This window comes from Marichromatium sp. AB31 (genome assembly GCF_003718685.1).
Taxonomy (GTDB): Bacteria; Pseudomonadota; Gammaproteobacteria; order Chromatiales; family Chromatiaceae; genus Marichromatium; species Marichromatium gracile.
The window spans coordinates 192,526-215,467 of record NZ_RHFI01000002.1 but is presented as its reverse complement, the minus strand read 5'-3'; the positions used below and the strand labels follow the sequence as shown (position 1 = coordinate 215,467).

21 protein-coding genes, 1 tRNA gene, 1 other RNA gene and 1 pseudogene are annotated in these 22,942 nt (G+C 70.3%); 7 read left to right on the top strand and 17 right to left on the bottom strand.

From position 1 onward, the window contains the following. Positions 1 to 84: 84 nt before the first annotated feature. The 5 genes from EBL84_RS03275 to EBL84_RS03255 are packed head-to-tail and all read right to left on the bottom strand — an operon-like array spanning position 85 to position 5,854. Positions 85 to 1,338 carry a 6-phosphofructokinase gene (locus EBL84_RS03275; RefSeq protein ID WP_123139503.1) on the bottom strand — a complete coding sequence of 418 codons (1,254 nt, stop codon included), beginning with the start codon at positions 1,336 to 1,338 and terminating at the stop codon, positions 85 to 87. A 52-nt stretch (positions 1,339 to 1,390) separates the two neighbouring features. Next, positions 1,391 to 2,605 (bottom strand): UbiH/UbiF/VisC/COQ6 family ubiquinone biosynthesis hydroxylase, encoded by a 1,215-nt coding sequence (locus tag EBL84_RS03270; protein ID WP_123139502.1) that lies wholly within the window; start codon positions 2,603 to 2,605, stop codon positions 1,391 to 1,393. Then, positions 2,598 to 3,827: a 2-octaprenyl-6-methoxyphenyl hydroxylase gene (gene ubiH, locus EBL84_RS03265; RefSeq protein WP_062273259.1), complete on the bottom strand. Its 1,230-nt coding sequence runs from the start codon at positions 3,825 to 3,827 to the stop codon at positions 2,598 to 2,600. The genes EBL84_RS03270 and ubiH overlap by 8 nt, the downstream gene beginning before the upstream one ends. Before the next feature lie 48 nt (positions 3,828 to 3,875). Then, positions 3,876 to 5,183: a Xaa-Pro aminopeptidase gene (gene pepP, locus EBL84_RS03260; RefSeq protein ID WP_123139501.1), complete on the bottom strand. Its 1,308-nt coding sequence runs from the start codon at positions 5,181 to 5,183 to the stop codon at positions 3,876 to 3,878. Next, positions 5,180 to 5,854 (bottom strand): UPF0149 family protein, encoded by a 675-nt coding sequence (locus EBL84_RS03255; protein WP_223806063.1) that lies wholly within the window; start codon positions 5,852 to 5,854, stop codon positions 5,180 to 5,182. Before EBL84_RS03255 ends, pepP begins: the two co-directional genes overlap by 4 nt. Positions 5,855 to 6,398: 544 nt before the next feature. Between EBL84_RS03255 and EBL84_RS03245 the strand changes: the two genes are divergently transcribed. From EBL84_RS03245 to EBL84_RS03230, 4 genes are all read left to right on the top strand, one after another. Further along, on the top strand, positions 6,399 to 6,608 hold the full coding sequence (locus tag EBL84_RS03245) for a TIGR02449 family protein (RefSeq protein WP_223806062.1): 210 nt from the start codon (positions 6,399 to 6,401) through the stop codon (positions 6,606 to 6,608). After that, positions 6,605 to 6,940: a cell division protein ZapA gene (locus EBL84_RS03240; RefSeq protein WP_005222309.1), complete on the top strand. Its 336-nt coding sequence runs from the start codon at positions 6,605 to 6,607 to the stop codon at positions 6,938 to 6,940. The genes EBL84_RS03245 and EBL84_RS03240 overlap by 4 nt, the downstream gene beginning before the upstream one ends. 13 nt (positions 6,941 to 6,953) lie before the next feature. Further along, positions 6,954 to 7,139, top strand: a non-coding RNA gene (gene ssrS, locus EBL84_RS03235) — 6S RNA. An 18-nt stretch (positions 7,140 to 7,157) separates the two neighbouring features. After that, on the top strand, positions 7,158 to 7,769 hold the full coding sequence (locus EBL84_RS03230) for a 5-formyltetrahydrofolate cyclo-ligase (RefSeq protein ID WP_123139499.1): 612 nt from the start codon (positions 7,158 to 7,160) through the stop codon (positions 7,767 to 7,769). Here EBL84_RS03230 and ilvA read toward each other — a convergent pair. Then, positions 7,732 to 9,300: pseudogene (ilvA, locus tag EBL84_RS03225) on the bottom strand (threonine ammonia-lyase, biosynthetic); the annotation flags it as partial. The gene EBL84_RS03230 and the pseudogene ilvA sit on opposite strands and share 38 nt — an antisense overlap. 145 nt (positions 9,301 to 9,445) lie before the next feature. On the opposite strand from ilvA, the gene rpiA reads away from it, so the two are divergent. Beyond that, positions 9,446 to 10,108 (top strand): ribose-5-phosphate isomerase RpiA, encoded by a 663-nt coding sequence (gene rpiA / locus EBL84_RS03220; protein WP_123139497.1) that lies wholly within the window; start codon positions 9,446 to 9,448, stop codon positions 10,106 to 10,108. Positions 10,109 to 10,217: 109 nt separating this feature from the next. Here rpiA and EBL84_RS03215 read toward each other — a convergent pair whose 3' ends face one another. The 5 genes from EBL84_RS03215 to EBL84_RS03195 form a co-directional block, all read right to left on the bottom strand. After that, the gene (locus EBL84_RS03215; RefSeq protein ID WP_123139496.1) at positions 10,218 to 11,351 is read right to left on the bottom strand and encodes a porin; all 1,134 of its coding nucleotides are present in this window, start codon (positions 11,349 to 11,351) and stop codon (positions 10,218 to 10,220) included. 430 nt (positions 11,352 to 11,781) lie between these two features. Further along, positions 11,782 to 11,855: transfer RNA gene (locus EBL84_RS03210), tRNA-Gln, on the bottom strand. Between the two features lie 66 nt (positions 11,856 to 11,921). Further along, positions 11,922 to 12,311, bottom strand: coding sequence for a 30S ribosomal protein S9 (gene rpsI, locus EBL84_RS03205; RefSeq protein ID WP_005222320.1), 390 nt, complete (start codon positions 12,309 to 12,311; stop codon positions 11,922 to 11,924). Positions 12,312 to 12,322: 11 nt separating this feature from the next. After that, complete coding sequence (rplM, locus tag EBL84_RS03200) at positions 12,323 to 12,760, bottom strand: 50S ribosomal protein L13 (RefSeq protein WP_005222322.1); 438 nt, start codon at positions 12,758 to 12,760, stop codon at positions 12,323 to 12,325. A 153-nt stretch (positions 12,761 to 12,913) separates the two neighbouring features. After that, entirely contained in the window at positions 12,914 to 13,228 is a 315-nt protein-coding gene (locus EBL84_RS03195; RefSeq protein ID WP_123139495.1) for a ferredoxin, read from the bottom strand. A 117-nt stretch (positions 13,229 to 13,345) separates the two neighbouring features. Here EBL84_RS03195 and EBL84_RS03190 point away from each other — a divergent pair, with 117 nt between their 5' ends. After that, positions 13,346 to 14,581 (top strand): (Fe-S)-binding protein, encoded by a 1,236-nt coding sequence (locus EBL84_RS03190; RefSeq protein ID WP_123139494.1) that lies wholly within the window; start codon positions 13,346 to 13,348, stop codon positions 14,579 to 14,581. Positions 14,582 to 14,673: 92 nt separating this feature from the next. Next, positions 14,674 to 15,318: a 2-polyprenyl-3-methyl-6-methoxy-1,4-benzoquinone monooxygenase gene (gene coq7, locus EBL84_RS03185; RefSeq protein WP_123139493.1), complete on the top strand. Its 645-nt coding sequence runs from the start codon at positions 14,674 to 14,676 to the stop codon at positions 15,316 to 15,318. Here coq7 and EBL84_RS03180 read toward each other — a convergent pair. The 6 genes from EBL84_RS03180 to menD form a co-directional block, all read right to left on the bottom strand. After that, the gene (locus tag EBL84_RS03180) at positions 15,306 to 16,676 is read right to left on the bottom strand and encodes an FtsW/RodA/SpoVE family cell cycle protein (RefSeq protein ID WP_123139492.1); all 1,371 of its coding nucleotides are present in this window, start codon (positions 16,674 to 16,676) and stop codon (positions 15,306 to 15,308) included. The genes coq7 and EBL84_RS03180 overlap by 13 nt on opposite strands. Beyond that, complete coding sequence (locus EBL84_RS03175) at positions 16,673 to 18,259, bottom strand: penicillin-binding transpeptidase domain-containing protein (RefSeq protein ID WP_123139491.1); 1,587 nt, start codon at positions 18,257 to 18,259, stop codon at positions 16,673 to 16,675. Before EBL84_RS03175 ends, EBL84_RS03180 begins: the two co-directional genes overlap by 4 nt. Positions 18,260 to 18,263: 4 nt before the next feature. Next, positions 18,264 to 19,322 carry an o-succinylbenzoate synthase gene (gene menC / locus EBL84_RS03170; protein WP_123139490.1) on the bottom strand — a complete coding sequence of 353 codons (1,059 nt, stop codon included), beginning with the start codon at positions 19,320 to 19,322 and terminating at the stop codon, positions 18,264 to 18,266. A 4-nt stretch (positions 19,323 to 19,326) separates the two neighbouring features. Next, complete coding sequence (locus EBL84_RS03165; RefSeq protein ID WP_190287867.1) at positions 19,327 to 20,208, bottom strand: 1,4-dihydroxy-2-naphthoate polyprenyltransferase; 882 nt, start codon at positions 20,206 to 20,208, stop codon at positions 19,327 to 19,329. A gap of 1 nt (position 20,209) precedes the next feature. Then, positions 20,210 to 21,067 carry a 1,4-dihydroxy-2-naphthoyl-CoA synthase gene (gene menB, locus EBL84_RS03160; RefSeq protein ID WP_043762868.1) on the bottom strand — a complete coding sequence of 286 codons (858 nt, stop codon included), beginning with the start codon at positions 21,065 to 21,067 and terminating at the stop codon, positions 20,210 to 20,212. 166 nt (positions 21,068 to 21,233) lie between these two features. Further along, positions 21,234 to 22,940: a 2-succinyl-5-enolpyruvyl-6-hydroxy-3-cyclohexene-1-carboxylic-acid synthase gene (gene menD, locus EBL84_RS03155; RefSeq protein ID WP_123139489.1), complete on the bottom strand. Its 1,707-nt coding sequence runs from the start codon at positions 22,938 to 22,940 to the stop codon at positions 21,234 to 21,236. Positions 22,941 to 22,942 lie beyond the last annotated feature (2 nt).

The window sequence follows — 22,942 nt, the reverse complement described above, 5'->3', positions numbered from 1 at the left end:
GTCCAGCCACCAGCTGCGGGGCATCCGCCATCATCGCCCGGCTGGCGGCTGGCGGCTGGCGGCTGGCGGCTGGCGGCTGGCCGTCTAGACCTCGAACAGTCCGAGTCTGCGCTCGACGGCGCGGTTCTGGAGGGTGACGTATTTGGGCAGGCCGCGCTCGAAGGGCGGGTAGTCCTCGCCCTGGATCAGCGGGATCAGGTAGTCCTTGCAGGCCTGGGTGATGCCGTAGCCGTCGGCGGAGATGAATTCCTTGGGCATGAACTTCTCGACGTTGGCGACCTCGGCGAGCGGGGCCTCGCCGACCTCCCAGGCGTAGGGATCGTTGCTCAGACGGCGCACCGTCGGCATCACCGCGTTGTGCCCGGCGAGGGCGAACTCGACCCCGGCGCGGCCCATGGCGTAGGCCTGCTCGACGTCGGTCTTGGAGGCGAGATGACGTGCGGCGCGCTGCAGATAGTCGGCCACCGCCCAGTGGAACTTGTAGCCGAAGGCCTCCTTGACCATGTTCGCCACCACCGGCGCGGCGCCGCCGAGCTGGGCGTGGCCGAAGGCGTCGCGGGTACCCTGCTCGGCGAGGAAGCGGCCATCGGGGTGATGCGCGCCCTCGGAGACCACCACGGTGCAGAAACCGTGACGCTCGACCTTCTCCTGCACCGCGGCGAGGAAACGGGTCTGGTCGAACTCGACCTCGGGGAAGAGCACCAGCACCGGGATGCCGTGGTCCTCGGCGAGCGCCCCGGCGGCGGCGATCCAGCCGGCGTGACGGCCCATCACCTCGAGCACGAAGACCTTGGTCGAGGTCTTGGCCATCGAGCGCACGTCGAACGAGGCCTCGAGGGTGGAGGTGGCGATGTACTTGGCCACCGAGCCGAAGCCGGGGCAGTTGTCGGTGATCGGCAGGTCGTTGTCGACGGTCTTGGGGATGTGGATCGCCTGCACCGGGTAGCCGAGGCTGGCCGAGAGCTGGGAGACCTTGTAGCAGGTGTCGGCCGAGTCGCCGCCGCCGTTGTAGAAGAAGTAGCCGATGTCGTGGGCGCGGAAGACCTCGATCAGGCGCTCGTACTCGCGGCGGTTGGCCTCCAGGCTCTTGAGCTTGTAGCGACAGGAGCCGAAGGCGCCGGACGGGGTGTAGCGCAGCGCGGCGATCGCCTCGTCGGACTCGGCCGAGGTGTCGATCAGGTCCTCGGTGAGCGCGCCGATGATGCCGTTGCGCCCGGCATAGACCTTGCCGATCCGGTCGGGATGCTGGCGCGCGGTCTCGAGCACGCCGCAGGCCGAGGCGTTGATGACGGCGGTGACGCCGCCGGATTGGGCGTAGAAGGCGTTCTTCGCGGACATGTCGGTGGTCCCCCTTGGATGCTTTTCCGATTCGGGTGTGGCGTGGCCGGGCTCAGGGGCGCGCCAGTGGCGGCAGGTCGTCGCCGAGGCCCAGGGCACGCGCGATGAAGGCGCGCTTGAGCGCGGGCAGGCGATCGGTGGCGCTGAGCCCCAGACCGCGCAGTCGCGCCAGTAACGGGTTGGTGTTGCCGAACAGCCGCTTGAAGCCGTCCATGGCGGCGAGCATCGCCAGGTTGTCGCCGCGGCGCGCGCGCTCGTAGTGACGCAGCGTCCAGCAGCCGTTGATCGCGCGTCCGCGGGCGCGTGCCAGGTCGAGCGCGGCGGCCAGTTCGGCGGCGTCGAGGAAGCCGAGGTTGACCCCCTGACCGGCGAGCGGATGGATGGCGTGGGCGGCATCGCCGATCAGCGCAAGCCCCGGTTGTACGTAGCGCTTGGCGTGTTGCAGGCGCAGCGGGAAGGCGGCGCGCTCGCCCTCGAGCACCAGCCTGCCGAGCCGCCCCTCGCTGGCCTCGGTGAGCGCCTCGGAGAAGGCGGCCGGGGCGAGCCCGAGCAGCGTCTCGGCGCGTTGCTCGGTGGCCGACCAGACCAGCGAGCAGGCGCCGTCGCGCAGCGGCAGCAGGGCCAGCGGCCCGCTTGGCAGGAAACGCTGCCAGGCCGTCTCCTGGTGACCGTGCTCGGGACGCACGGTGGCGACGATGGCGCGCTGGTCGTAGTCCCAGCCATAGGTCTCGATCCCGGCGAGGGCGCGGACCTGGGAGTCGCGCCCGTCGGAGCCGACCAGCAGTCGACCCTGCAGCCGCCGGCCGTCATCGAGGCCGAGTCGGGTGAGGTCGGCGTCGTGGGTGAACTCGGTGATCCGCGCCGGGGTGATCAGCTCGACCTCGGTGTGTGCCGACAGATGCTCCCAGAGCGCGCGCTGGATGACCCGGTTCTCGACGATATGGCCGAGATCGGGCTCGCCGAGCGCGCGGCTGTCGAAGTGCACGCCGCCGCCCTTGCCGCTCCACACCCGCATCTCGCGATAGGGGCTGGCGCCGAGCGCGAGGATGCGCTCCCACACCCCGAGCCGTTGCAGGATGCGTTGGCTGGCACGGCTGAGCGCGCAGACGCGAAGATCGCGCGTGCCCTCCGCCCAGTCGAGCATCGGGGCGCGCGGCTCGATCACCGCGATGCGCAGTCCCTTGTCGGCACAGGCGGCGGCGCAGAGCGCGCCGACCATGCCACCGCCGACGATCAGCAGGTCGTGGGTCGCGTCCGGATCAGACATGGCTCGTCCTCAGGGGTAGACCACAGGCAAGGCGGGGCTGGGTTCCTTCCAGCCCCATGAAGCGTCGCGCGACCCGCTGGCGGGCGCCGGGGAGCAGGTCGATGCCGAGCATCGCCGCGGCGCGCAACCCGAGCACCGGGCGCAACGGGTTGACGAAGACCCGCGCCAGCAGGTCGGTGACCAGCCCGGTGACGAGCTGGTCGCCGCCGCGCCAGCGACGATAGGCGGCGAGGGTCTCGGGTCCGCCGGGATCGGCGCGCCCGGCCGGCTCGGCGAGCACCTCGGCGAGCGCGGCGACGTCACGCAGCCCGAGGTTGAAGCCCTGACCGGCGACCGGGTGGAGGGTGTGGGCGGCGTTGCCGATCAGCACCACGCGCTGCTGTACCGGCTCGCGGGTGAGCGCGAGTCGCAGCGGATAGGCCTGGCGCGCCGAGGGGCGTTCGAGCCGGCCGAGCCGGTGGCCGAAGCGCGCCTGCAGCAGCGCGATGAAGTCGGCGTCGGAGAGCGCGAGCAGCTCGGCGGTCTCGTCCTCGCGGCAGGTCCAGACCACCGAGTAGCGCCCCTCGGTCATCGGCAGCAGCGCCAGCGGACCGCTCTCGGTGAAACGCTCGTAGGCGGTGCCGGGGCTGGCGTGATCGGCGGTGACCGTGGTGATGATGGCGTCCTGGCCGTAGGCGTGGCCCCGGGTGCCGAGCCCGAGCCGGGCGCGGATGGCCGAGTCGCCGCCGTCGGCGGCCACCAGCAGCCGGGTGCCGAGCTGGAGGTCGCGTCCCTGACAGTGCAGGTCGAGCGTGACCCGGTCGCCCTCGAGTCGATGGTTGCAGAGCCGCGCCGGACACAGGGTGGTGAGGGTGTCGAGGGTGGCGAGCCGGGTGCGGATGGCATGCCCCATGACCCGCGCCGGGGCCACCTGGCCGAGCGCCTCGACGCCGAGCTCGGCATGATCGAGGCGGGTGAAGCCGCAGTGTCCGCGATCGGAGACGTGGACCCTGCGGATGGGTTCGGCCTCGGCGGCGATGCGCGGCCACAGCCCGATGCCCTGGAGGATGCGCTGGCTACCGAGCGAGAGGGCGATCACCCGCTCGTCATAGCTCGGCTGGCGCATGGTTTCGGGGGCGACGGCCTCGACCAGCGCGATCCTGAGTCCGGTCGGGGCGAGGGCGCAGGCCAGGGCGCCCCCGACCAGCCCGCCGCCGACGATCACCACATCGTACTCGTGCATAGCTCTCTCGCGGGTCTGTCTACATCTGTTGAGGGTGTCCGGGCGTTCTCAGCTCGCCATCAACGCCTCGATCTCCTCGGGGTCCTTGGGCGCGCCCTCGGTGAGGACCTCGTGGCCGTCGGCGGTGATCAGCACATCGTCCTCGATGCGGATGCCGATGCCGCGATAGGCGATCGGGACTTGGGCATCATCGGGCATGTAGAGCCCGGGTTCGACGGTGATCACCATGCCCGGTTCGAGCGCCCGCCAGGCGCCGTCCTGATCGCGATAGCGGCCGACGTCGTGCACGTCCATGCCCAGCCAGTGGCCGGTGCGGTGCATGTAATAGGGGCGATAGGCGCCCTCCTGCAACAGCGTCTCGGGGTCGCCCTCGAGGATGCCGAGACGGACCAGCCCGCGGGTGAGCACGCCGAGTGCGGCCTGGTGCGGGGCATCGACGCTGGCGCCGGGGCGGGCGACGGCGATCGCCGCGCGCTGGGCCTCGAGCACCAGGTCGTAGAGTTCGCGCTGCGGGGTGCTGAAGCGGCCGTTGACCGGGAAGGTGCGGGTGATGTCGGCGGCATAGCCCTCGAACTCGCCGCCGGCGTCGATCAGCACCAGTTCGCCGTCGCGCAGCAGGGCGTCGTTCTCGGTGTAGTGAAGGATGCAGGCATTGGCGCCACCGGCGACGATCGGCGGGTAGGCCTGGAGGCGCGCGCCGGCATCGGCGCAGCGATACTGGAATTCGGCCTCGAGCGAGAGTTCGGGCAGGCCCGGTCGGCAACGACGCATCAGCGCACGATGGGCCGCGGCCGAGATCTCGGCCGCGCGGCGCATCAGCGCGATCTCGGCGGGATCCTTGCGCAACCGCAGCTCGTGCAGGGCGACACCGATCCGGGTCAGGGTCTCGGGCACCGGAGCACTGTCGCGGGTGGCGGCGCGGGCGCGCCCGAGCCAGTCCTGGATGCGCGCCTCGAAGGCCGCGTCGGCGCCGATCGGGCAATGCAGCCGGGTACGTCCGGCGAGCAGCTCGGGCATCCGCTGATCGAGCTCCGCGAGGGTATGGGCCTGGTCGACCCCGTGGTCGGTCACCGCGCCCTCGGCGCCGATGCGTCGACCGTCCCACTGCTCGCGCTCGGGGTCGCGCTCGCGGCAGAACAGCACGAATTCGCCCTCGGCGCGCCCGGGGACGATCACCGCGATCGCATCGGGTTCGGGAAAGCCGGTGAGATAGCGGAAGTCGCTGTCCTGGCGGAAGGGGTGATTGACCCCGGCGTTGCGCTCGGTCTCGCGCGCGGCGGGGACGATGGCGATCGCCTCCGGGCCGATGCGCTCGGCCAGCGCGGCGCGTCGGCGTTGATACTCGCTGGCGCTCATGCCGTGCCCTGTCCCTGGTCGCTGTCCTGGCGTGCCGGGGCCTCGTCATGGATCAGCAGTGCGGCGGCGCGGGTGAACTCGATGATCTCGGTCAGCGCGGCCTCGTTCTCCTCGTTGTCGTCGAGGTCGTTGAGGTCCATGCGGGTGATGTCGGCGAAGTCGCGCAGGATCTCGCGCCCCTGCTCGGAGAGTCCCTGCTCGGAGATGCCGAGCATGCCGAAGGCGTAGAGGAAGCCGCGTACCCAGTCGTAGAGCGCGGTGGCGCGCTGGGCGAGCGGTGCGCCCTCGTCGGGCAGCAGCGGGCTGAAGCCGTAGTCCTCGTCGGCGAGTGCGGCGCGGGTCGCGCGCGCGAGTTCGCCGAGTGCGGCGCGGGTCTCCTCGCGTGCGGCCTCGGCCTCCTCGCTGTCGACGGGGGCGGTCTCAGCCTCGGGCGGGGCCGCCTCGGACTGCTCGGCGTCGGCCTGGGGCGAGCTGGCGGGCAGCAGCTGGTCGAGCCAGCGTTGCTCGGGGTCGGTGATACCGGCGCAGATCAAGCCGCACAGCATGCCGTGCGCCTCGCTCGCGGTCGGGGTGAGTGGGCTCGCCTCAAGGAGTTGGTCGAGCCGGGTGTCGTCGATGTCCGTGGCAACCTCCGTGGCGCATGGGGCGCGCTCGTCGCGGTGAATCGACAATCGATCATAGCATGGGTTCCAGCCGCCAGCCGCCAGCCGCCAGCCGCCAGCCGCCAGCCGCCAGCCATCAGCCATCAGCCATCAGCCATCAGCCATCAGCCATCAGTCGCCAGTCGCCGGTCGCCGGTCGCCGGTCGCTGGGAGGATTGAACCGCAAAGCCGCGAAGGGGCAGAGCGACCAGCCTGCGGCTGTCAGCCGCCAGTGGGTGCGCGCGCGCGCCGACGGGTGCCCTGGTTGCCGGGAGGAGCGATCAGCTGTCTGAGCTTCCAGCTGTCAGCCTCCAGTGCGGGGAGCGGGCTTGTCTTATGGCGTTGCAGTTGACTGCAAACCGACGCTGGCAGCTGAAGGCTGGTTGCTGGTCGCCTTCTTCGTGTGCACCATCCCGCTGGTTGCTGGTTGCTGGTTGCTGGTTGCTGGTTGCTGGTTGCTGGTTGCTGGCCGCTGCGCCCTTGAGGTTAAGGCAATCTCCCGGTGGCCGGCGCCCGATTGACCCTCTTCCGAGCCCCTTCTATAGTGCGCTGAACTGCAATGGAGTCACGCACCTTGGCCGATTTCGATCTAGACCAACTGGAACGGCAGGTCGCTGCGTTGATCCGGCTCAATCAGCGGCTGCGCGAGGAGAACGCCTCGCTGCGCGTGCGTCAGGAGACGCTGGTGGCCGAGCGCGGCGAGTTGATCGAGAAGACCGAACAGGCGCGTAGCCGGGTCGAGGCGATGCTCTCGCGGCTGCGTGCGATGGAGGAGAGCTTGTGAGCGATGAACCGCTGCAGGTCAGCATCCGTATCCTCGACAAGGACTACCGGGTCGCCTGCGAGCCGCACGAGGAAGAGGGCCTGCGCGATTCGGCGCGGCTGCTCGATGGCCGGATGCGCGAGATCCGCCAGACCGGGCGGGTGATCGGTACCGACCGCATCGCGGTGATCGCGGCGCTCAACATCGCCCATGAGCTGATCCAGCTCCAGCGCGCCGGCGGGGTGCCCCGCGACGATGTGTTGGTGGAGCGTCTGGGGCATCTTCAGGGGCAGCTCGCCGAGGCGCTCGCGCACGCCGTACCCCCCCTGGACGCATCGCCCGAAAAGGGTTAGCCTGTCACTGCGACACCCCCTGTAGTGTTCGACAGCGGTCTGGGTATTTTCTTGAGCCTAATCTCGACCCTGGGAGCATGACCGCAAGGCTGTTGTGCATGTCCGCCCCGAGCGGAAAGCCTGATGCCATTGCTGACTGTTCCCACTTGAACCCTCTGGTTCAAGAACGAAGGCCTGCGACGGCACCCGTGGGGGGTGTCCTTTACCCCATCCCTTGATGTCCGATCCCTCTCTCCCATCATTGCGCCGTACCCTGCGCCAGCGTCGTCGCGCGCTCGGGGCGAGGACCCAGCGTCTGCATGCCCGCGCGCTCGCGCGACGGCTGGGGCGCGAACTCGCGCTGTTGCGCGCCCGCCGCATCGCGCTCTACTGGCCGAGCGACGGTGAGCCCGATCTGCGTGCGCTGATCGAGACCCTGCGCGGACGCGGGCATGACTTCTATCTGCCGGTGCTGCGTCGCCCGGCGCCGGCCCGTGGCTCGACGCTGTGGTTCGTGCGCCACCAGCCGGGACGGCGGATGTGTCCCAATCGCTACCGCATTCCCGAACCCTGTGCGCGCGGTCGTGCGATCCGCCCGGTGAGGCAGCTCGATCTGGTGCTGGTGCCGCTGGTGGGGTTCGATGCCGATTGTCATCGCATCGGCATGGGCGGCGGTTTCTACGACCGCGCCCTGGCGCACCTGCGCCGTCATCGTCGCTGGCGCCGGCCACGGCTGTTCGGCATCGCCCACGAGTGTCAGCGTCTCGAGCGTATCGCGCCACGCCCCTGGGACGTGGCGCTCGATGCGGTCTTCACCGAGCGTCGGCGTTATCGGCGTCCGCCGTGCTGAGCGGCCCGGCGCCGGCGAACAGTCGGTAGGCGAGGTTGTCGGTCTCCTCCCAATAGCTGTAACCGAGCGCGTCGAGCGATGCGCGGAAGTTGGCGCGTTCGCCCGCCGGCACCTGGGCGCCGAGCAGCACCCGGCCATAGGCCGCGCCGTGGTTGCGGTAGTGGAACAGGCTGATGTTCCAGCGCTTGCCGATGGCGGTGAGGAAGTTGAGCAGGGCGCCGGGGCGCTCGGGGAACTCGAAGCGCACCAGCACCTCGTCGGCGATCCCCGGCGCGTGTCCGCCGACCATGAAGCGGATGTGCAGCTTGGCCGTCTCGTTGTCGCTCATGTCGACGACCTCGAGGCCCTTGGCGGCGAGCTTGGCGGTCAGCTCCTCGCGCTCGGACTGGCCCCGACTCAGCTCGACCCCGACGAAGACCTGGGCCTGACGGGCATCGGCATAGCGATAGTTGAACTCGGTGATCTGGCGCCTGCCGAGCAGCTTGCAGAAGGCGAGGAAGCTGCCCGGCCGCTCGGGGATGGCGACGGCGAGCAGGGCCTCGCGACGCTCGCCGAGTTCGGCACGCTCGGCGACATGGCGTAGCCGATCGAAGTTGACGTTGGCGCCGCTCTCGATGGCCACCAGCTGCTGGTCGCGGATGTCGTGGGTGGCGACATAGCGCTTCATCCCCGCCACCGCGAGCGCCCCGGCCGGCTCGGCGATGCCGCGGGTGTCGTCGAAGATGTCCTTGACCGCGGCGCAGAGTTCGTCGGTGCTCACCAGCACCACCTCGTCGACGTATTCGCGGGCGATGCGGAAGGTCTCCTCGCCGATGCGCCTGACCGCGACCCCGTCGGCGAACAGCCCGACCCGTTCGAGCTCGACCGGGGCGCCGGCGGCGAGTGCCTGGTACAGGGTCGGCGCCTCCTCGGGCTCGACGCCGATGATCCGCACCTGAGGATAGAGCCACTTCACATAGGCGGCGATCCCGGCGATCAGCCCACCGCCGCCGACCGGGACGAAGATGGCGTCGGGTGGGGTCGGGTGCTGGCGCAGGATCTCCATGCCGATGGTGCCCTGGCCGGCGATCACCTCGGGGTCGTCGAAGGGATGGATGAAGGTCAGCCCCTGCGCCTCGACCAGCGCCATGGCATGGGCATAGGCCTCGTCATAGGAGTCGCCGTGGAGCACCGCCTTGGCGCCGAGGCGGCGCACCGCGCCGACCTTGATCGCCGGGGTGGTGCGCGGCATCACGATGGTGGCGGTGATCCCCAGGCGTTTGGCGCCGAGGGCGACGCCCTGGGCGTGGTTGCCGGCGCTGGCGGCGATCACCCCGCGCGCACGCGCCTCGGCGTCGAGTCCGACGAGCTTGTTGTAGGCCCCGCGCAGCTTGAACGAGAACACCGGCTGCAGGTCCTCGCGCTTGAGATAGACGGCGTTGTCGAGTCGGGCGGAGAGCAGCGGTGCCTTGGTCAGCGGGGTTTCGCAGGCGACGTCGTAGACGCGGGCGCGGAGGATGCGCTCGATGTAGTGTGTGGGCATGGAGGACTCCGGGGATAGCGTTGCCGCTCCATGTTAGCGCAGCGACGCCCCGGCGCGGTTGCTATGATGGCCGCCCGCGGCCGTGCCGGCCGTGTCATCACGCCGAGTCCCTCGGCGTGTTCGTCAGCCAGAGAGTCCCATGCGGAGGAGTGAGATGGACCAGGACGCGATGAAGCGCCAGGCGGCCGAGGCCGCGTTGGCCTATGTCGAGGGCGGTGTGATCGGGGTGGGGACGGGCTCGACCGTCAACCATTTCATCGATGCGCTGGCCGGCATCAAGGGGCAGATCGAGGGGGCGGTGTCGAGCTCCGAGGCCTCGACCGAGCGGCTGAAGGCGCACGGTATCCCGGTGTTCGACCTCAATGCCACCGGGGAGCTGACGCTCTATGTCGATGGCGCCGACGAGTCGAACGCGCGCCTGCAGCTGATCAAGGGTGGCGGTGGCGCGCTGACGCGCGAGAAGATCGTCGCCGCGGCGAGCAAGCGCTTCGTCTGCATCGCCGACGAGAGCAAGCTGGTCGATGTGCTGGGCGCCTTCCCGCTGCCGGTGGAGGTGATCCCGATGGCGCGCAGCCATGTCGCGCGTGCGCTGGTCGAGCTGGGCGGGACGCCGGTGTGGCGTGATGGCTTCGTCACCGACAACGGCAACCTGATCCTCGACGTCCATCATCTCGAGATCCAGGATCCGGTGGCGCTGGAGCAACAGATCAATGCCATCGCCGGGGTGGTGACGGTGGGGATCTTCGCCCAGCGTCCGGCCGATGTGCTGATCCTCGGCTCTGCCGAGGGTGCACGGACGTTGACCGTGGCGGGTTGATCCTCGGTCGGTCGCACGCCTGGAGCGGACGCCGGTCGTCTTTTTTCCGGGCAAAGAAAAACGGGGCCGCTGGCCCCGTTTTTCGTTCCACGGTTCTAGAGCGCGAGGCTTAGAAGCTGTGGATCATGCCGACCGAGAAGCCGTCCCAGTCCTCGACGTCGAGATCGCTGTCGACCTGGGTGTACAGCACGTACGCCTTGGTGCGCTTGCTGAAGTTGTGGTCGAAGGCGATGGCCCAGGCGTCGGCGTCGATGTCGTCGACGTTGTTCACGCCGAGGTCATAGGAGTTGGCGCCGTACATGGCCTTGACCTGGTTGTTGCCGAAGGCATAACCGGCCTGGATCTGCCACAGGTCAGCCGACGGATCGCCGAAGTCCTGGTTCTCGTAGACGGCGGTCAGGGTGAAGCCGTTCCAGTCGAGGAGACCGAGGCCGGCACGCCACTTGGTGTAGTCGTCCTCGACGTAGCCCGGGTTGGCGACGACGCGGCCGTTGGGCAGGACGATGTTCTTGCCGGTCAGGCTGTCAGCGGAGTCCATGAACAGCTCGTTGCCGATCGACTCGTAGGAGAGAGCGGCGTAGAACGGGCCGTTGGAGTAGATACCGGCCAGCGAGTAACCCTCGGCGAGGCTGTCGGCGTTGACGTTCTCACCGAAGCCCAGGGTCGAGCCGCCACCAGCGTGGGTCGCGGCGGCCAGCTGGAAGCCGCTGAAGCTCGGGCTGATGTAGGCGATGGCGTTGTCGAAACGGTTATCGTCGAAGCCGATGGTACCGTTGTAGTCAGCCATGGTGTCGCTGAACAGGTCGAGCTTGCCGGTGGAGATCTTCATCGGGCTGTCGTGACGACCGACGAGGAAGGTACCCCAGTTGCCGGCGAGACCGACGAAGCTGTTACGCATGGTGATGGTGTCGTTGGCGCCGGAAGCGGCGTTGCCGTAGCCTTCCTCGGTCATGCGCACGCCGAACTCGACCTGGTAGATGGCCTTCAGACCGTTACCCAGATCCTCCGAGCCCTTCACGCCGATGCGGTTGGCGCGGCCAGCACCAGGCAGATCGCCGCCGCCGTTCAGGCCCCAGCCCTTGAAGCCGACGCTCTCGCCGGTGACGGGATCGATGGCGGTTGCCTCGACGTCTGCATAGTCAATCGACATGTGCAGCTTGCCGTAGAGGACAGCCTCAGCCATCGCAGCGGCCGGAGCGGCCATGGCGGTGGCGACCGCCAGGGTGATGAGTTTCTTGTTCATGATGTTCTCCGCTGTTGTGAATTTGTCAGACAGACTGCAGAAACCGAGCGCAATCATGCTTTGCGAAGTGAACTATAGAGGAGGGCATGGTGTTTTGCAACAGATTGGACGGGAAAAAGACACACCCATTAAAAAGTGTCTCTTTTTTGCATCGCTAGCGCTTGGTCGGACGGCTGAGTGCATCCCCCAAAAGTTTATCGGATGATTGCACGGCCCTGCTGTCGATGCGGTTTTTACGAATGCATCGAGCGGGGCGTTTCGAGCCGGTCGCGTATCGGCTGTAATTCGAGCACCCTGGGAGCGATCGGGCATCGCTTGTTGTGAAAAGGGTACATCTGTGTCAAGACCCGATATCGGGACAAGGATGAGGCGGGGAGGGGGATAAAGAAAAAGGCCCGAACCCTGAGGGCTCGGACCTTTTCCTGGAGTATGGCTGGGGGACTAGGATTCGAACCTAGGTTGACGGAGTCAGAGTCCGTAGTCCTGCCGCTAGACGATCCCCCAATATCGCTTGCCGCGATATGTCGGAGAATTATAGCGACTCCGACATACCGTGACAACCCCGAAGTTTTAACGCTTCGAGAACTGCGGACGCTTGCGCGCCTTGTGCAGACCGACCTTCTTGCGCTCGACCTCACGGGCATCGCGGGTCAGGAAGCCAGCGCGACGCATCGGAGAACGCAGGGTCTCGTCGTACTCGGTCAGTGCGCGGGCGATGCCGAGGCGGATGGCGCCGGCCTGCCCAGTGTTGCCGCCACCCTTGACGGTGACGTTGACATCGATCTTGTCGGCCAGCTCGGCGGTCTCGAGCGGCTGACGGACCACCATACGGGCAGTCTCGCGACCGAAGAACTGGTCGATCGGACGACCGTTGATCGTGATGTTGCCAGCGCCTGCCGTCAAGAAAACTCGTGCGGCGGACGTCTTGCGGCGACCAATAGCGTGTTGCGTCTCCGACATGCGTCTGATTCCTAAACGTTGAGCTCGAGGGGCTGAGGCTGCTGCGCCTGGTGTTCGTGATTCGGACCGGCGTAGACACGCAGCTTGCGGAACATGGCGCGTCCCAGCGGACCGCGCGGCAGCATCCCCTTGACTGCGAGCTGGATGGCACGCTCAGGGGCGGTCTCGAGCAGCTTTTCGAGGCTGGTCGACTTCAGGTTACCGACATACCCCGTGTGACGGTAGTACATCTTGTCCTGCATCTTGTTGCCGGTCACGCGAATCTTGTCCGCGTTGACGACCACCAGATAATCACCGGTATCGACGTGCGGGGTGTATTGCGGTTTGTGCTTGCCGCGAAGGCGCAACGCCAGTTCGCTGGCGAGCCGGCCGAGTGTCTTGCCTTCGGCGTCGATCAGGTACCAGGCGCGGCGAACCTCTGCGGGTTTGGCGCTAACAGTCGTTGTCATGTCCTTCGCTCCGGGAAGTCCACGCGCAACAGAACGGCGCGCGGTCCGTGAATTCGTTATCTGCGTCGAGAAAGACCGGGGATGGTACGCGATCGGTTTCGCGAGCGCAACCCCCCGTTGTATCATCGGGTGCGATCTGTGCTGCGGGTCCGTTCAGCCGGGCAACTTCAAGCGGTCAACGTGCTTGCCGGCGAGCAGATGAGACTGGAGGATCTCCTCGATATCCTCCTGATCCACGAAAGTGTACCAGACTCCCTCTGGATAGACCACGATCACCGGACCCAGCTCGCAACGCCCCAGGCAGCCGGCGGTGCTGATCTGCACCCCGCCCGGTCCGGTCAGCCCCAGTGCCTTGGCGCGCTGCTTGAGATGGTTGCGCATCTCCAGGGCGCCACACTGATCGCAGCTCTGGCGTCCGTCGCTGCGGGCGTTGGTGCAGAAGAAGACATGATGGCGATAGTAGGTCATCGTCGCTGTCAGAAGGTCCTGATCCAATGCTTGGCCCGGTTGCCCAGGGTAGCACGGAGCGAAGGCTCCCGACCGTTCGCGCCCGGACCGCCCCAGCCCGCTCAGAGTTCGAATGCCTTGAATACCGCCCTCAGCCAGACTTCTTCTTCCGACCCGGCGGCCCTGGAGTTGCTCCGGCTCGCCGATCAATGCGTCAAGTGCGGGCTCTGTCTGCCGCACTGCCCGACCTATGCCCAGACCCGTGACGAGGGCGACTCGCCGCGCGGGCGCATCGCCCTGATCCAGGGTTGGGCGAGCGGCCAGCTGGTGTGGGACACGGCGCTGGCCGCCCATCTCGACGGTTGTCTGGGATGTCGCGCCTGCGAGCGCGCCTGTCCCTCGCTGGTCGCCTACGGTCGGCTGATCGATGGCGCCCGCGCGCGCCATCAGGCGCAGCGCCCGCGCTGGCGGCGCTGGTGGTCGCGCCGGCGCCTGGAGACGGTCTCGGATGCCGTGCAGGTGCGTCGGCTCGTCGGACTGCTCGCGCGGCTGCGCGGGGCCGGGGCGCTGGCCTGGCTGGGTCGGCTCGCCCCGTCGCGACTGGCCGTCTATCTGCGCCTCGCTCGGGTGATCGGGACGCCGTCGCCGGCCTCTGCCGTGCCATCGGTCACGATGGCCGGTGACGCGGTCGAGCTGTTTGTCGGCTGTACCCAGGAGGGGTTGCAGGGCGGTGCGGTGATGGCTGCGCGGGCGCTGCTCGCCCGGCTCGGGGTACAGACCCGGATCGCCGACGAATCGCTGTGCTGCGGGGCGCTGCTGCGTCACGCCGGTCACCCCGATGCCGCCGACCGACGCCGCGAGCGGGTCGCCGAGGTGCACGCCGGGCGCACCCTGGTCGGCTTCTCCAGCGCCTGTGTCGGCGAGCTGCGCGAGCACCCGGGGCTCGCCGGGACCACCGAGCTGTGCGCCTATCTCGATGGCCTGGCCTGGCCCGAGGCGCTGCGTCTGCGCCCGACGTCGCTGCGGGTGCTGGTCCACGAGCCCTGCACCCATCGCACCCTGCTCGGCGGCAACGCCGCGGTGCACCGGTTGCTCGGGCGCATCCCCGGGGTGGTGCTGATCGGGCTCGGTGAACAGGCGAGCTGTTGCGGCGCCGCCGGCACCTACATGCTCGAACGCCCGGGGATGGCGCAGGCGCTGTTCGCCGATCAGCTCGCGGCGATCCGCGCCGCCGCCCCCGAGCTGATCGTCACCACCAACCTCGGCTGTGCCCTGCAGCTCGCCGCCTCGCTGCGCGAGGCGGGGCTGGAGATCGCCGTCGAGCATCCGGTCGAGCTGCTCGCGCGCCAGCTCGAGCCCCTGCCGGACACATGAAATCCGCCGTACACGACCCGATATCGCCCCATCACCGATGGCGTGGACGCCGTCGCGCGCGCCGCGCCCTGTCAACACGGACCCAGGAGACCATGAGCACTCGTCACTACACCCCGCTCGATGCCTTGCTGATCCAGGGCGATCGCGCCCTGCGCACCCTGTTCGGTCGGCCACCGCAGACCGAGCGCCCCAACCCCGCGGCCGGTCTCGGCGAGGGCGATCTCGGCAGCGATCAGCGCCGCCATGTCGCCCGGTTGATGCGCATCAACCATACCGGCGAGGTCTGCGCCCAGGCCCTCTACCAGGGCCAGGCGCTCACCGCGCGGTTGCCCGAGACCCGCCACCGGCTGGAGCGTTCGGCGCAGGAGGAGAACGACCACCTCGCCTGGTGCGAGACTCGGCTGCGCGAACTCGACGACCGCAAGAGCCTGCTCAATCCGCTGTGGTATGCCGGCGCCTTCGGGCTCGGCGCGGCCGCCGGGATCGTCGGCGACAAGTGGAGTCTCGGCTTCGTGGTCGAGACCGAGCGTCAGGTCGAACGCCATCTCGACGATCATCTCGAACAGATCCCGCTACAGGACGAGAAGAGTCGCGCCATCCTCGAGCAGATGCGCGCCGACGAGATCCATCACGCCCAGGTCGCGCGCGCCGCCGGCGGCGCCGAGCTGCCCGCCCCGGTGCGGCGGATGATGCGTTGGGGCTCGCGGCTGATGACCCGCAGCGTCTACTGGGTCTGATCCGGGCGCTGAGCGCCCCGTTGCGCTGATCGTCTCGGCTGCCGCCGCGCGCCGGATGCGCGCGGCGCCGGGCCGTCGGAGAGCGCCAGCACCAGCCCCAGCATCACCAGCACGGTCACCAGGCTGGTGCCGCCCTGGCTGATCAGCGGCAGGGTGATGCCGGTCAGCGGGATGAGCTTGGTCACGCCGCCGAGATTGAGCAGGGTCTGGCAGGCCAGGGCGCTGACCAGCCCGAGTCCGAGTAGACGACCGAAGCGGTCGCGGGTGCGTTCGGCGACGAGCAACCCGCGCCACAGCAGGATCAGCACGAAGACCACCAGCAGCACGCAGCCGACGAAGCCGAACTCCTCGCCGATCACCGCATAGATGAAGTCCGACTGGGCGATCGGGGTGTACTCCGGATTGCCCGCGCCCAGCCCCTCGCCCCACAGCCCGCCCGAATACATCCCCGAGAGCCCCTGGAGGATCTGCCAGCTCGCCCCGGTGGGATCGGCGAAGGGATCGAGCCAGGCGGCCAGTCGGCGCTGACCGTGGGCGAACAGCCCCAGCGCCGCCGCGCCGAGCGCGCCCCCGAGCCCCAGCCCCCACCACAGATAGCCGCGTCGCCCGCTGCCGGCGACCAGCACCACCAGCTGCACCGTCGCCAGCACCGCGAGCATGCCGAGATCGCGCTGCCACAGCAGCAGCGCCGCGAGCGCCGCCCAGAACCCCACCAACGGCCAGAGCGCGCGCAGCGGCGGCCAGATCGACCCGGGTCCGCGCCACTCGCCGAGCGCCTTGGCATGCCGGTCGACGAACCAGGCCATGAACACCACCGCGGTGATCTTCAGGAGTTCCGTCGGCGTCACCAGCCCGACACCGTAGACCGCGCCGCGAAAGCGCTGCCCGAGCGCCAGCACCACGACGACCAGCGCCAGCGACAGCGCCGCCCACAGCCAGCCGGCGGTGGCGAGCCGGACATGGCGCCCGCGCATCGCCAGGGCGCAGGTGACGAGCATCGCCGTCACGCCGAGCGGCAGGGCGTAGAGCCCGGGGTCGGTCGGATCGCCCGGATCGAAGGCGCCCATGCGATAGCGCACCAGCAGCCCGAAGCCGGCGAGCAGGGCGATACAGGCGGTGAGCAGCTGATCGCCGCGACAGCGCAGCGCCACCAGACCGAGATGGATCACCACCACGCAGCCGAGCAGCAGCGCCGGGGCGACCAGCACCTCGGCGCCGAGCCGTGCGCCGGCGGCCTGTGCGCTGCCGATCGCCATGGCGAAACCGAGCCCGACGCACAGCAGCCCCCAGGCGAGCAGTTCGCGCTCCGGGGCCCGCAGCGCCCAGGCCGCGCGCAGATCGGGTGGCGGCGCGCTCATCGCAGCAACCCCCGGCGGGCGGCCTGCTCGATGAGCGCGCGGGCGATCGGCGCGGCGGCCACCGCGCCATAGCCGCCGCGCTCGACCAGCACGGCGACGGCCAGGGTCGGGCGCTCGGCCGGTGCGAGACCGAGAAACCAGCTGTGCGCCCGGCCCTGGGCGTGCTGCGCGGTGCCGGTCTTGCCGGCGATGCGCAGCGCCGGGTCGTCGATCGCGCGCGCCGTACCCTCGGTGACCACCGCGCGCAGCAGCGGTAGCAGCGCCGCGCTGGTCGTCGGCGAGAAGAACTGGCCGAGCGCCTCGGGCGGCTGGTCGCGCAGCAGCCGGGGGCGCATCGCCACCCCCTGGTTGCCCACCGCCGCGCCGATCAGCGCGAGCTGCGCCGGGCTCATCAGCAGCGCGCCCTGGCCGAGCGACATTTGCGCCAGCCCGTAGCGGTCATCGGGGTCGAGTCGGGGCAGTCGCAGGGTCTGCATGGTGTAGCGTCCGTGGGCGCTGTGGTGGAGCACGATCGGTCGGTTGGCATGGAGCCGGTCGGCAAGGGCGTAGAAGGCGGCGTGACCATAGCCGACGCCGAGCTTGGCGAAGAACACGTTGGAGGAGCGCGCCAGCGCCGTGCCGAGCCCGATCGCGCCGTGACCGCGCCACTGCGTGCCGTGCTCGCGCGCCTCGTAGTACTCGTGGTCGCGGATGCGGGGATAGCGCGCCGAGGTGGTGAAGCCCTCGGCCGGACAGTCGATGGTGGTGTTGAAGCCGTGCTCGAGCGCGAGCGCGGCCATCACCACCTTGAAGGTCGAGCCCGGTGGATAGAGCCCCTGGGTGGCGCGGTTGAGCAGGGGCGCGGCGGCGTCCTCGGCGCCGCCGAGGGTGGCGGCGATGCGCTCGGGGTCGAACCCCGGGGTGCTCGCCAGCACCTGCAGCGCGCCGTCCTGCGGGCGCAGCATCACCACCGCGCCGCGGCGCGCGCCGAGCAGGGCGACGGCGTGGCGTTGCAGCTCGGCATCGAGGGTGAGCCAGAGATCGTGGCCGCGCGGGTGCTCGTCCTGGGTCAGCACCTGACGCCCGACCCGGCCCCAGTCGGCGAGCCGCAACGGGGTGCCGCCGTCGAGATGGACGCTGGCCACCGCCTCCAGCCCGGTGGCGCCGAAGCGCGGGTGACGGTAGCCGACGACATGGCCGAACACCGGTCCGTCGCGGTAGTGACGCCGGACCTGGCCGGCCTGCTCCTCGCTGTAGACCAGCACCTCGCCGTTGCGATCGAGGATACGTCCGCGGCGCAGCCGGTGCGCCGGGTTGAAGTCGCGGCGGTCGTAGAGCTGCATGAAGGCCATGAACTGCGGGCGCAGCATCCCGGTGAGCTGCCAGCTCGCCTGGTGCAGCAGCACCACCGCGAAGAGCAGGATCAGCACCAGCAGTGCGCGCCGCTCGCCGCCCTTGCCGCGCGCCAGCTGGCGCATCGGCAACTGCGGGTGGAGGTCGCGGATGCGTTGGAGCAGATAGGCGAGGGCGAGCAGCAACCCGGCATGCAGCGCGACCCGCACCACCGGCCAGCGCGTCGGGTCGGTCAGCGACTCCAGTGCCATCGGCTCAGGGTGCCTGGGCGGGGAAGGGGGTGAAGCCCGAGCCCGGCGTGTCGGGGAGGGTGATGACGCCCTCGCGCGGAGAGGGCGCGACCCCGAGGTCCTCGGCGAGCCAGGCGGCGGTGTCGAGCCCGTGGGTCTGCGTCGGCGCCAGCGCGGCGGCGAGCTGGGCGTCGACCCACAGCCCGGCGGCGCTCTCGACCACGCTGGTGAGCACCACCTCGAGCCCGGCGGCGCGGGCCCGATCGGCGAGCGCCCGGGTGGCGCGCGGGCCGCCGAGGACGGCGGGCTTGAGCACCACTCGGCGCACCCCGAGCCGCTCCGGGGCGAGCCCGGCGAGCGGCCCGGCGAGCGATTCGTCGAGTGCCAGGGCGAAGGGCGCGCGCGCCTGCAGTGCGGCGAGGGTCGCGGTGTCGGGCTCGCGCAGCGGTTCTTCGAGCGACTCGACCGGCAGCGCGCGACAGGTCTCGATCATGGTCGCGGCGGTGGCCGCGTCCCAGGCGCCGTTGGCGTCGAGCCGCAGCCGTGTCTCTGGCGGCAGGTGGCGGGCGAGCACGCGGAGTCGCGCGCGCTCGGTACGCGGTTCCGCGACCCCGAGCTTGAGCTTGAACACCCGCGCGCCGCGCGCCGCGGCCGCGCTGAGTGCGCTGGCCGGATCGTCGCCGAGTGCGCCGAGCACGGCGTTGACCGCGACCCGTGTCGGGGCCTCGGGGGCGAGCAGGGCGCGCAGCGTCAGCCCGCGCCGCCGTGCGATCAGATCGAGCAGGGCGCTCTCGATCCCGTGTCGCGCCGCCGGGGCGGCGAGGGTCAGGGCCTCGAGTCGGTCGAGCAGCGCCTCGGCGCCGAGTGCGCCGGCCGCCCCGAGCACCCGCGCGAGCGCGGTCTCGGCGACGTCCGGTGACTCGGTCCCGGCCGCCGGCAGCGGCGCGCAGTCGCCCCAGCCGCTGACGCCGCCGGCGCTGGCCCTGACCAGCCAGCCGCGGCGTTGGGCGAAGCCGCCGCGGGCGCTGCTCCAGTCGCGCGCCAGCGCCAGGGCGTAGGGGGTGATGCGCAGCGCGACGCTCATCGCCCTAGAGCGCCAGCGCCACCACCAGCAGCAGGGTCAGCGCGCTCTGGTAGAGCGCGGTGCGCGCCAGCTGCTGGTTGAGCGCACGCCCCTCGGCACCGCGCAGCAGGTTTGCCGCCAGCGCCAGCGCCAGCGGCAGCGCGGCGAGCAGCGGCCAGGGGTTGGCCGGTATCCCGGCGAGCAGCAGGATGGGCACCGGCAGCACCAGCAGCAGGGTGTAGAGCAGCCGCGCCCGGGGCCGACCGAGATAGTGACAGAGGGTGCGCCGCCCGGCGCGCCGATCGCTGTCGAGGTCGCGATAGTTGTTGATCACCAGCACCGCCGCCGCCGGCAGCCCCAGCGCCAGCCCCACCAGCAGCGGCGTCCAGCCGAAGCTCAGGGTCTGCAGGTAGTAGGTGCCGCCGACCGCCGCGAGGCCGAAGAACAGCAGCACGTAGAGTTCGCCGAAGGGGCCGTAGGCGATCGGTCGCGGGCCGCTGGTATAGGCGTAGCCGGCGACCAGCGAGGCCAGGCCGATCACCAGGATCGGCCAGCCGCCGCGCCACAGCAGGGCGATGCCGAGGACGAATGCAAGGGCGAAGGCCAGGTGCGCGGCCAGGCGCACCTGACGCGCGCTGAACCAGCCCTCGGCGCTGGCGCGCGCCGGTCCGAGTCGGTCGGGACCGTCGGTGCCGCGTTCGAAGTCGACGGCATCGTTGTGCAGGTTGGTGCCGATCTGGATGGCCATCGCCGCGAGCAGGGTACAGAGCGCGGTGAACGGCGCGAGCCGCCCGGTCTGTGCCACCGCCAGGGCGATGCCCGCGATCACCGGCGCCAAGGCCATCGGTAGGGTCTTGGGCCGGGCCGCGAGGATCCAGCGCACCAGGGTCGAGTGCGTGGCGCTCACGTCAGGGGCGCCAGGGGAAGCGGCTGAAGTCGGGGTCGCGCTTGTCGAGGAAGGCGTTGCGGCCCTCCTGCCCCTCCTCGGTGGTGTAGAAGAGTGCGGTGGCGTTGCCCGCCAGCTCCTGGATACCGGCCATGCCGTCGGTGTCGGCGTTGAACGAGGCCTTGAGGATGCGCAGCGCGGTGGGCGAGAGCTGGAGCATGCGTCGGCACCACTCGACGGTGGTGCGTTCGAGCTCGGCGAGCGGCACCACGGTGTTGACCAGTCCCATGTCGAGCGCCTCGGCGGCGTCGTACTGACGACACAGGAACCAGATCTCCTTGGCCTTCTTCAGCCCCACGGTGCGCGCCATGATGCCGGCGCCGAAGCCGCCGTCGAAGCTGCCCACACGTGGTCCGGTCTGGCCGAAACGGGCGTTGTCGGCGGCGATGCTGAGATCGCAGATCAGGTGCAGCACGTGACCGCCGCCGATCGCGTAGCCGGCGACCATGGCCACCACCGGCTTGGGCAGGGTGCGGATCTGGCGCTGCAGCTCGAGTACGTTGAGGTGCTCGACCCCGGCCTCGTCGCGATAGCCCTCGTGGCCACGGATGCGCTGATCGCCGCCGGAGCAGAAGGCAAGATCGCCGGCGCCGGTGAGCACGATCACCCCGACCTTGGGGTCGAGATGGGCGCGGCGGAAGGCGTCGATCAGCTCGCGCACCGTCTGCGGACGGAAGGCGTTGCGCACCTCGGGGCGGTTGATGGTGATGCGCGCGATACGCTCGGCCTGATGGTAGAGGATGTCCTGGTACTCGGGCGCGCCGGCCGGGGTCTCCCAGGCGATCGGACGGCTCGGGTCGGCCGCGCTCGGGGCGGGCAGTTGGACGGACTGGTTGGGGTTGTCTGGCTCCACCTGTGTAGGACCTCTGATGTGACTGTACAGGGTGTCGGGACGGCCTCCTGGTCGTCGCGACACCGCGAAACGGGGCCGGTGGCGCCGGCCCAGGGCCGGGCCTCCCGCCCGTGCCGACGGACGCCCGTGGGCGTCACTCGAACAAGCGGGTGTCCTCGTGCAACCGGCTCCAGAAGGTCTGGTGCACGGCGCGGCTGCGCTCGGCGTCGATCCGCACCTCGATGATCCCGGCGGCGTCCTCGCGGGCGAGGCTGGCGGCGAACTCGGCCGCGCCGGTGACGGCGTGATGGGCGAGCCCGTGGGCGCGCGCCACGGCGCCGATGTCGAGCGGTGGCGGGGTGCGCCAGAGCCGCTCGAAGCCCTCGACGCCCTGCTGCGGGAGATAGTCGAAGATGCGACCGCCACCATTATTGAGCACCACGCAGGGGCGGTCGAGTCGCTGCAGCAGTTGCAGTCCGGAGAGGTCGTGGAGCAGCGACAGGTCGCCGAGCAGGCCGTGACAGGGCACCCCGGCGGCGTTGAGTCCGGCGAGCGTCGAGGCCTGGCCGTCGATGCCGCTGGCGCCGCGGTTGCAGAACAGGCGCAGCGGGGTGGCGCGCGCCCCGGCCCAGGTGTCGAGCTGGCGGATCGGCATCGAGTTGGCGCTGAACAGCCCGGCGCCGGGGTCGATGTGCGCGAGCAGGGTGGCGAGCAGCTGTGGTTCGCACCAGGGCGACTCGGCCAGATGCTCGGCGGCGATCGCCTCGACCCGACGCTCGGCCTGTTGCCAGTGCGCCAGCCAGTCGCGTGGGGCGGGATCGAGCCGCTCGGCGAGCCAGTCGCAGCAGGCCGCCGGGTCGGCGTCGAGCAGCAGGGCGACGTCGTGGTTGGGGTCGCTCCAGCGCGCCGCCGGGTCGATGCGCAGGGTGGGGACGTCGGCGAGCCAGCCGAGCAGGGTCTTGGAGACCGGCGCGCGACCGAGTGCGATCACCCAGTCCGGGCGCAGCTGCGCGCGCGCCCCGGGGTTGCGCAGGAAGCCGTCGTAGCGGGCGATGCGCGCGGGGCTGCCGGGTCCGAAGCGCAGCCCCGAGAGCGGGTCGCAGAGCACCGGGACGCCGAGGTGCTCGGCGAGTTGCCAGAGTCGCGGCGCGAGCCCCGGCCGGGCGGCGTCGGGGCCGCAGCAGATCAGCCCGCGTCCGCGCAGCAGCGCGCGCGCCTGCTCGGCGCGGTGCGGGTCGGGGGCGCCGCCGTGCCAGGCCGTCGGTGGCGGCGGCGGCGCTGGTCTGTGTTGCGCGGCCGGTGGCGCCAGCGTCTCCTCGGGCACCAATGGCTCGCGCAGCGGCAGGTTGATGTGTACCGGACCGGGGTGCGGGCCGCGCGCGACGGCGGCGGCGCGTGCGCCGAGCGCGCGCATCATCTTCAGCGCCGCCGGGTCGTCGGTGGCCGGGCCGGGGTCGTGGCGCTCGCGCGCGAAGGGCACGAACAGCTCCCCCTGCTCGATGGTCTGGTTGGCCCCCCAGCCGCGCAGCTCGGGCGGACGGTCGGCCGAGATCAGCACCAGCGGTCGGCCGGACTGGGCGGCCTCGATCACCGCCGGCAGCCAGTGCGCCGGTGCGCTCCCCGAGGTGGCGAGCAGCGCCACCGGACGGTTCGCCGCAGTGGCCAGGCCGAGGGCGTAGAAAGCGGCGCTGCGCTCGTCGAGGATCGGCTCGATGGCGAGTTCGGCACGGCGCTGCGCGGCGAGGATCACCGGGGTCGAGCGCGAGCCCGGCGACAGCACCAGGGTGGCGACGCCGCCGGCGATCAGCCCGTCGAGCAGTGCCGCGCACCAGTTCAGGTTGCGCGTTCCCTGATCGGTCATCA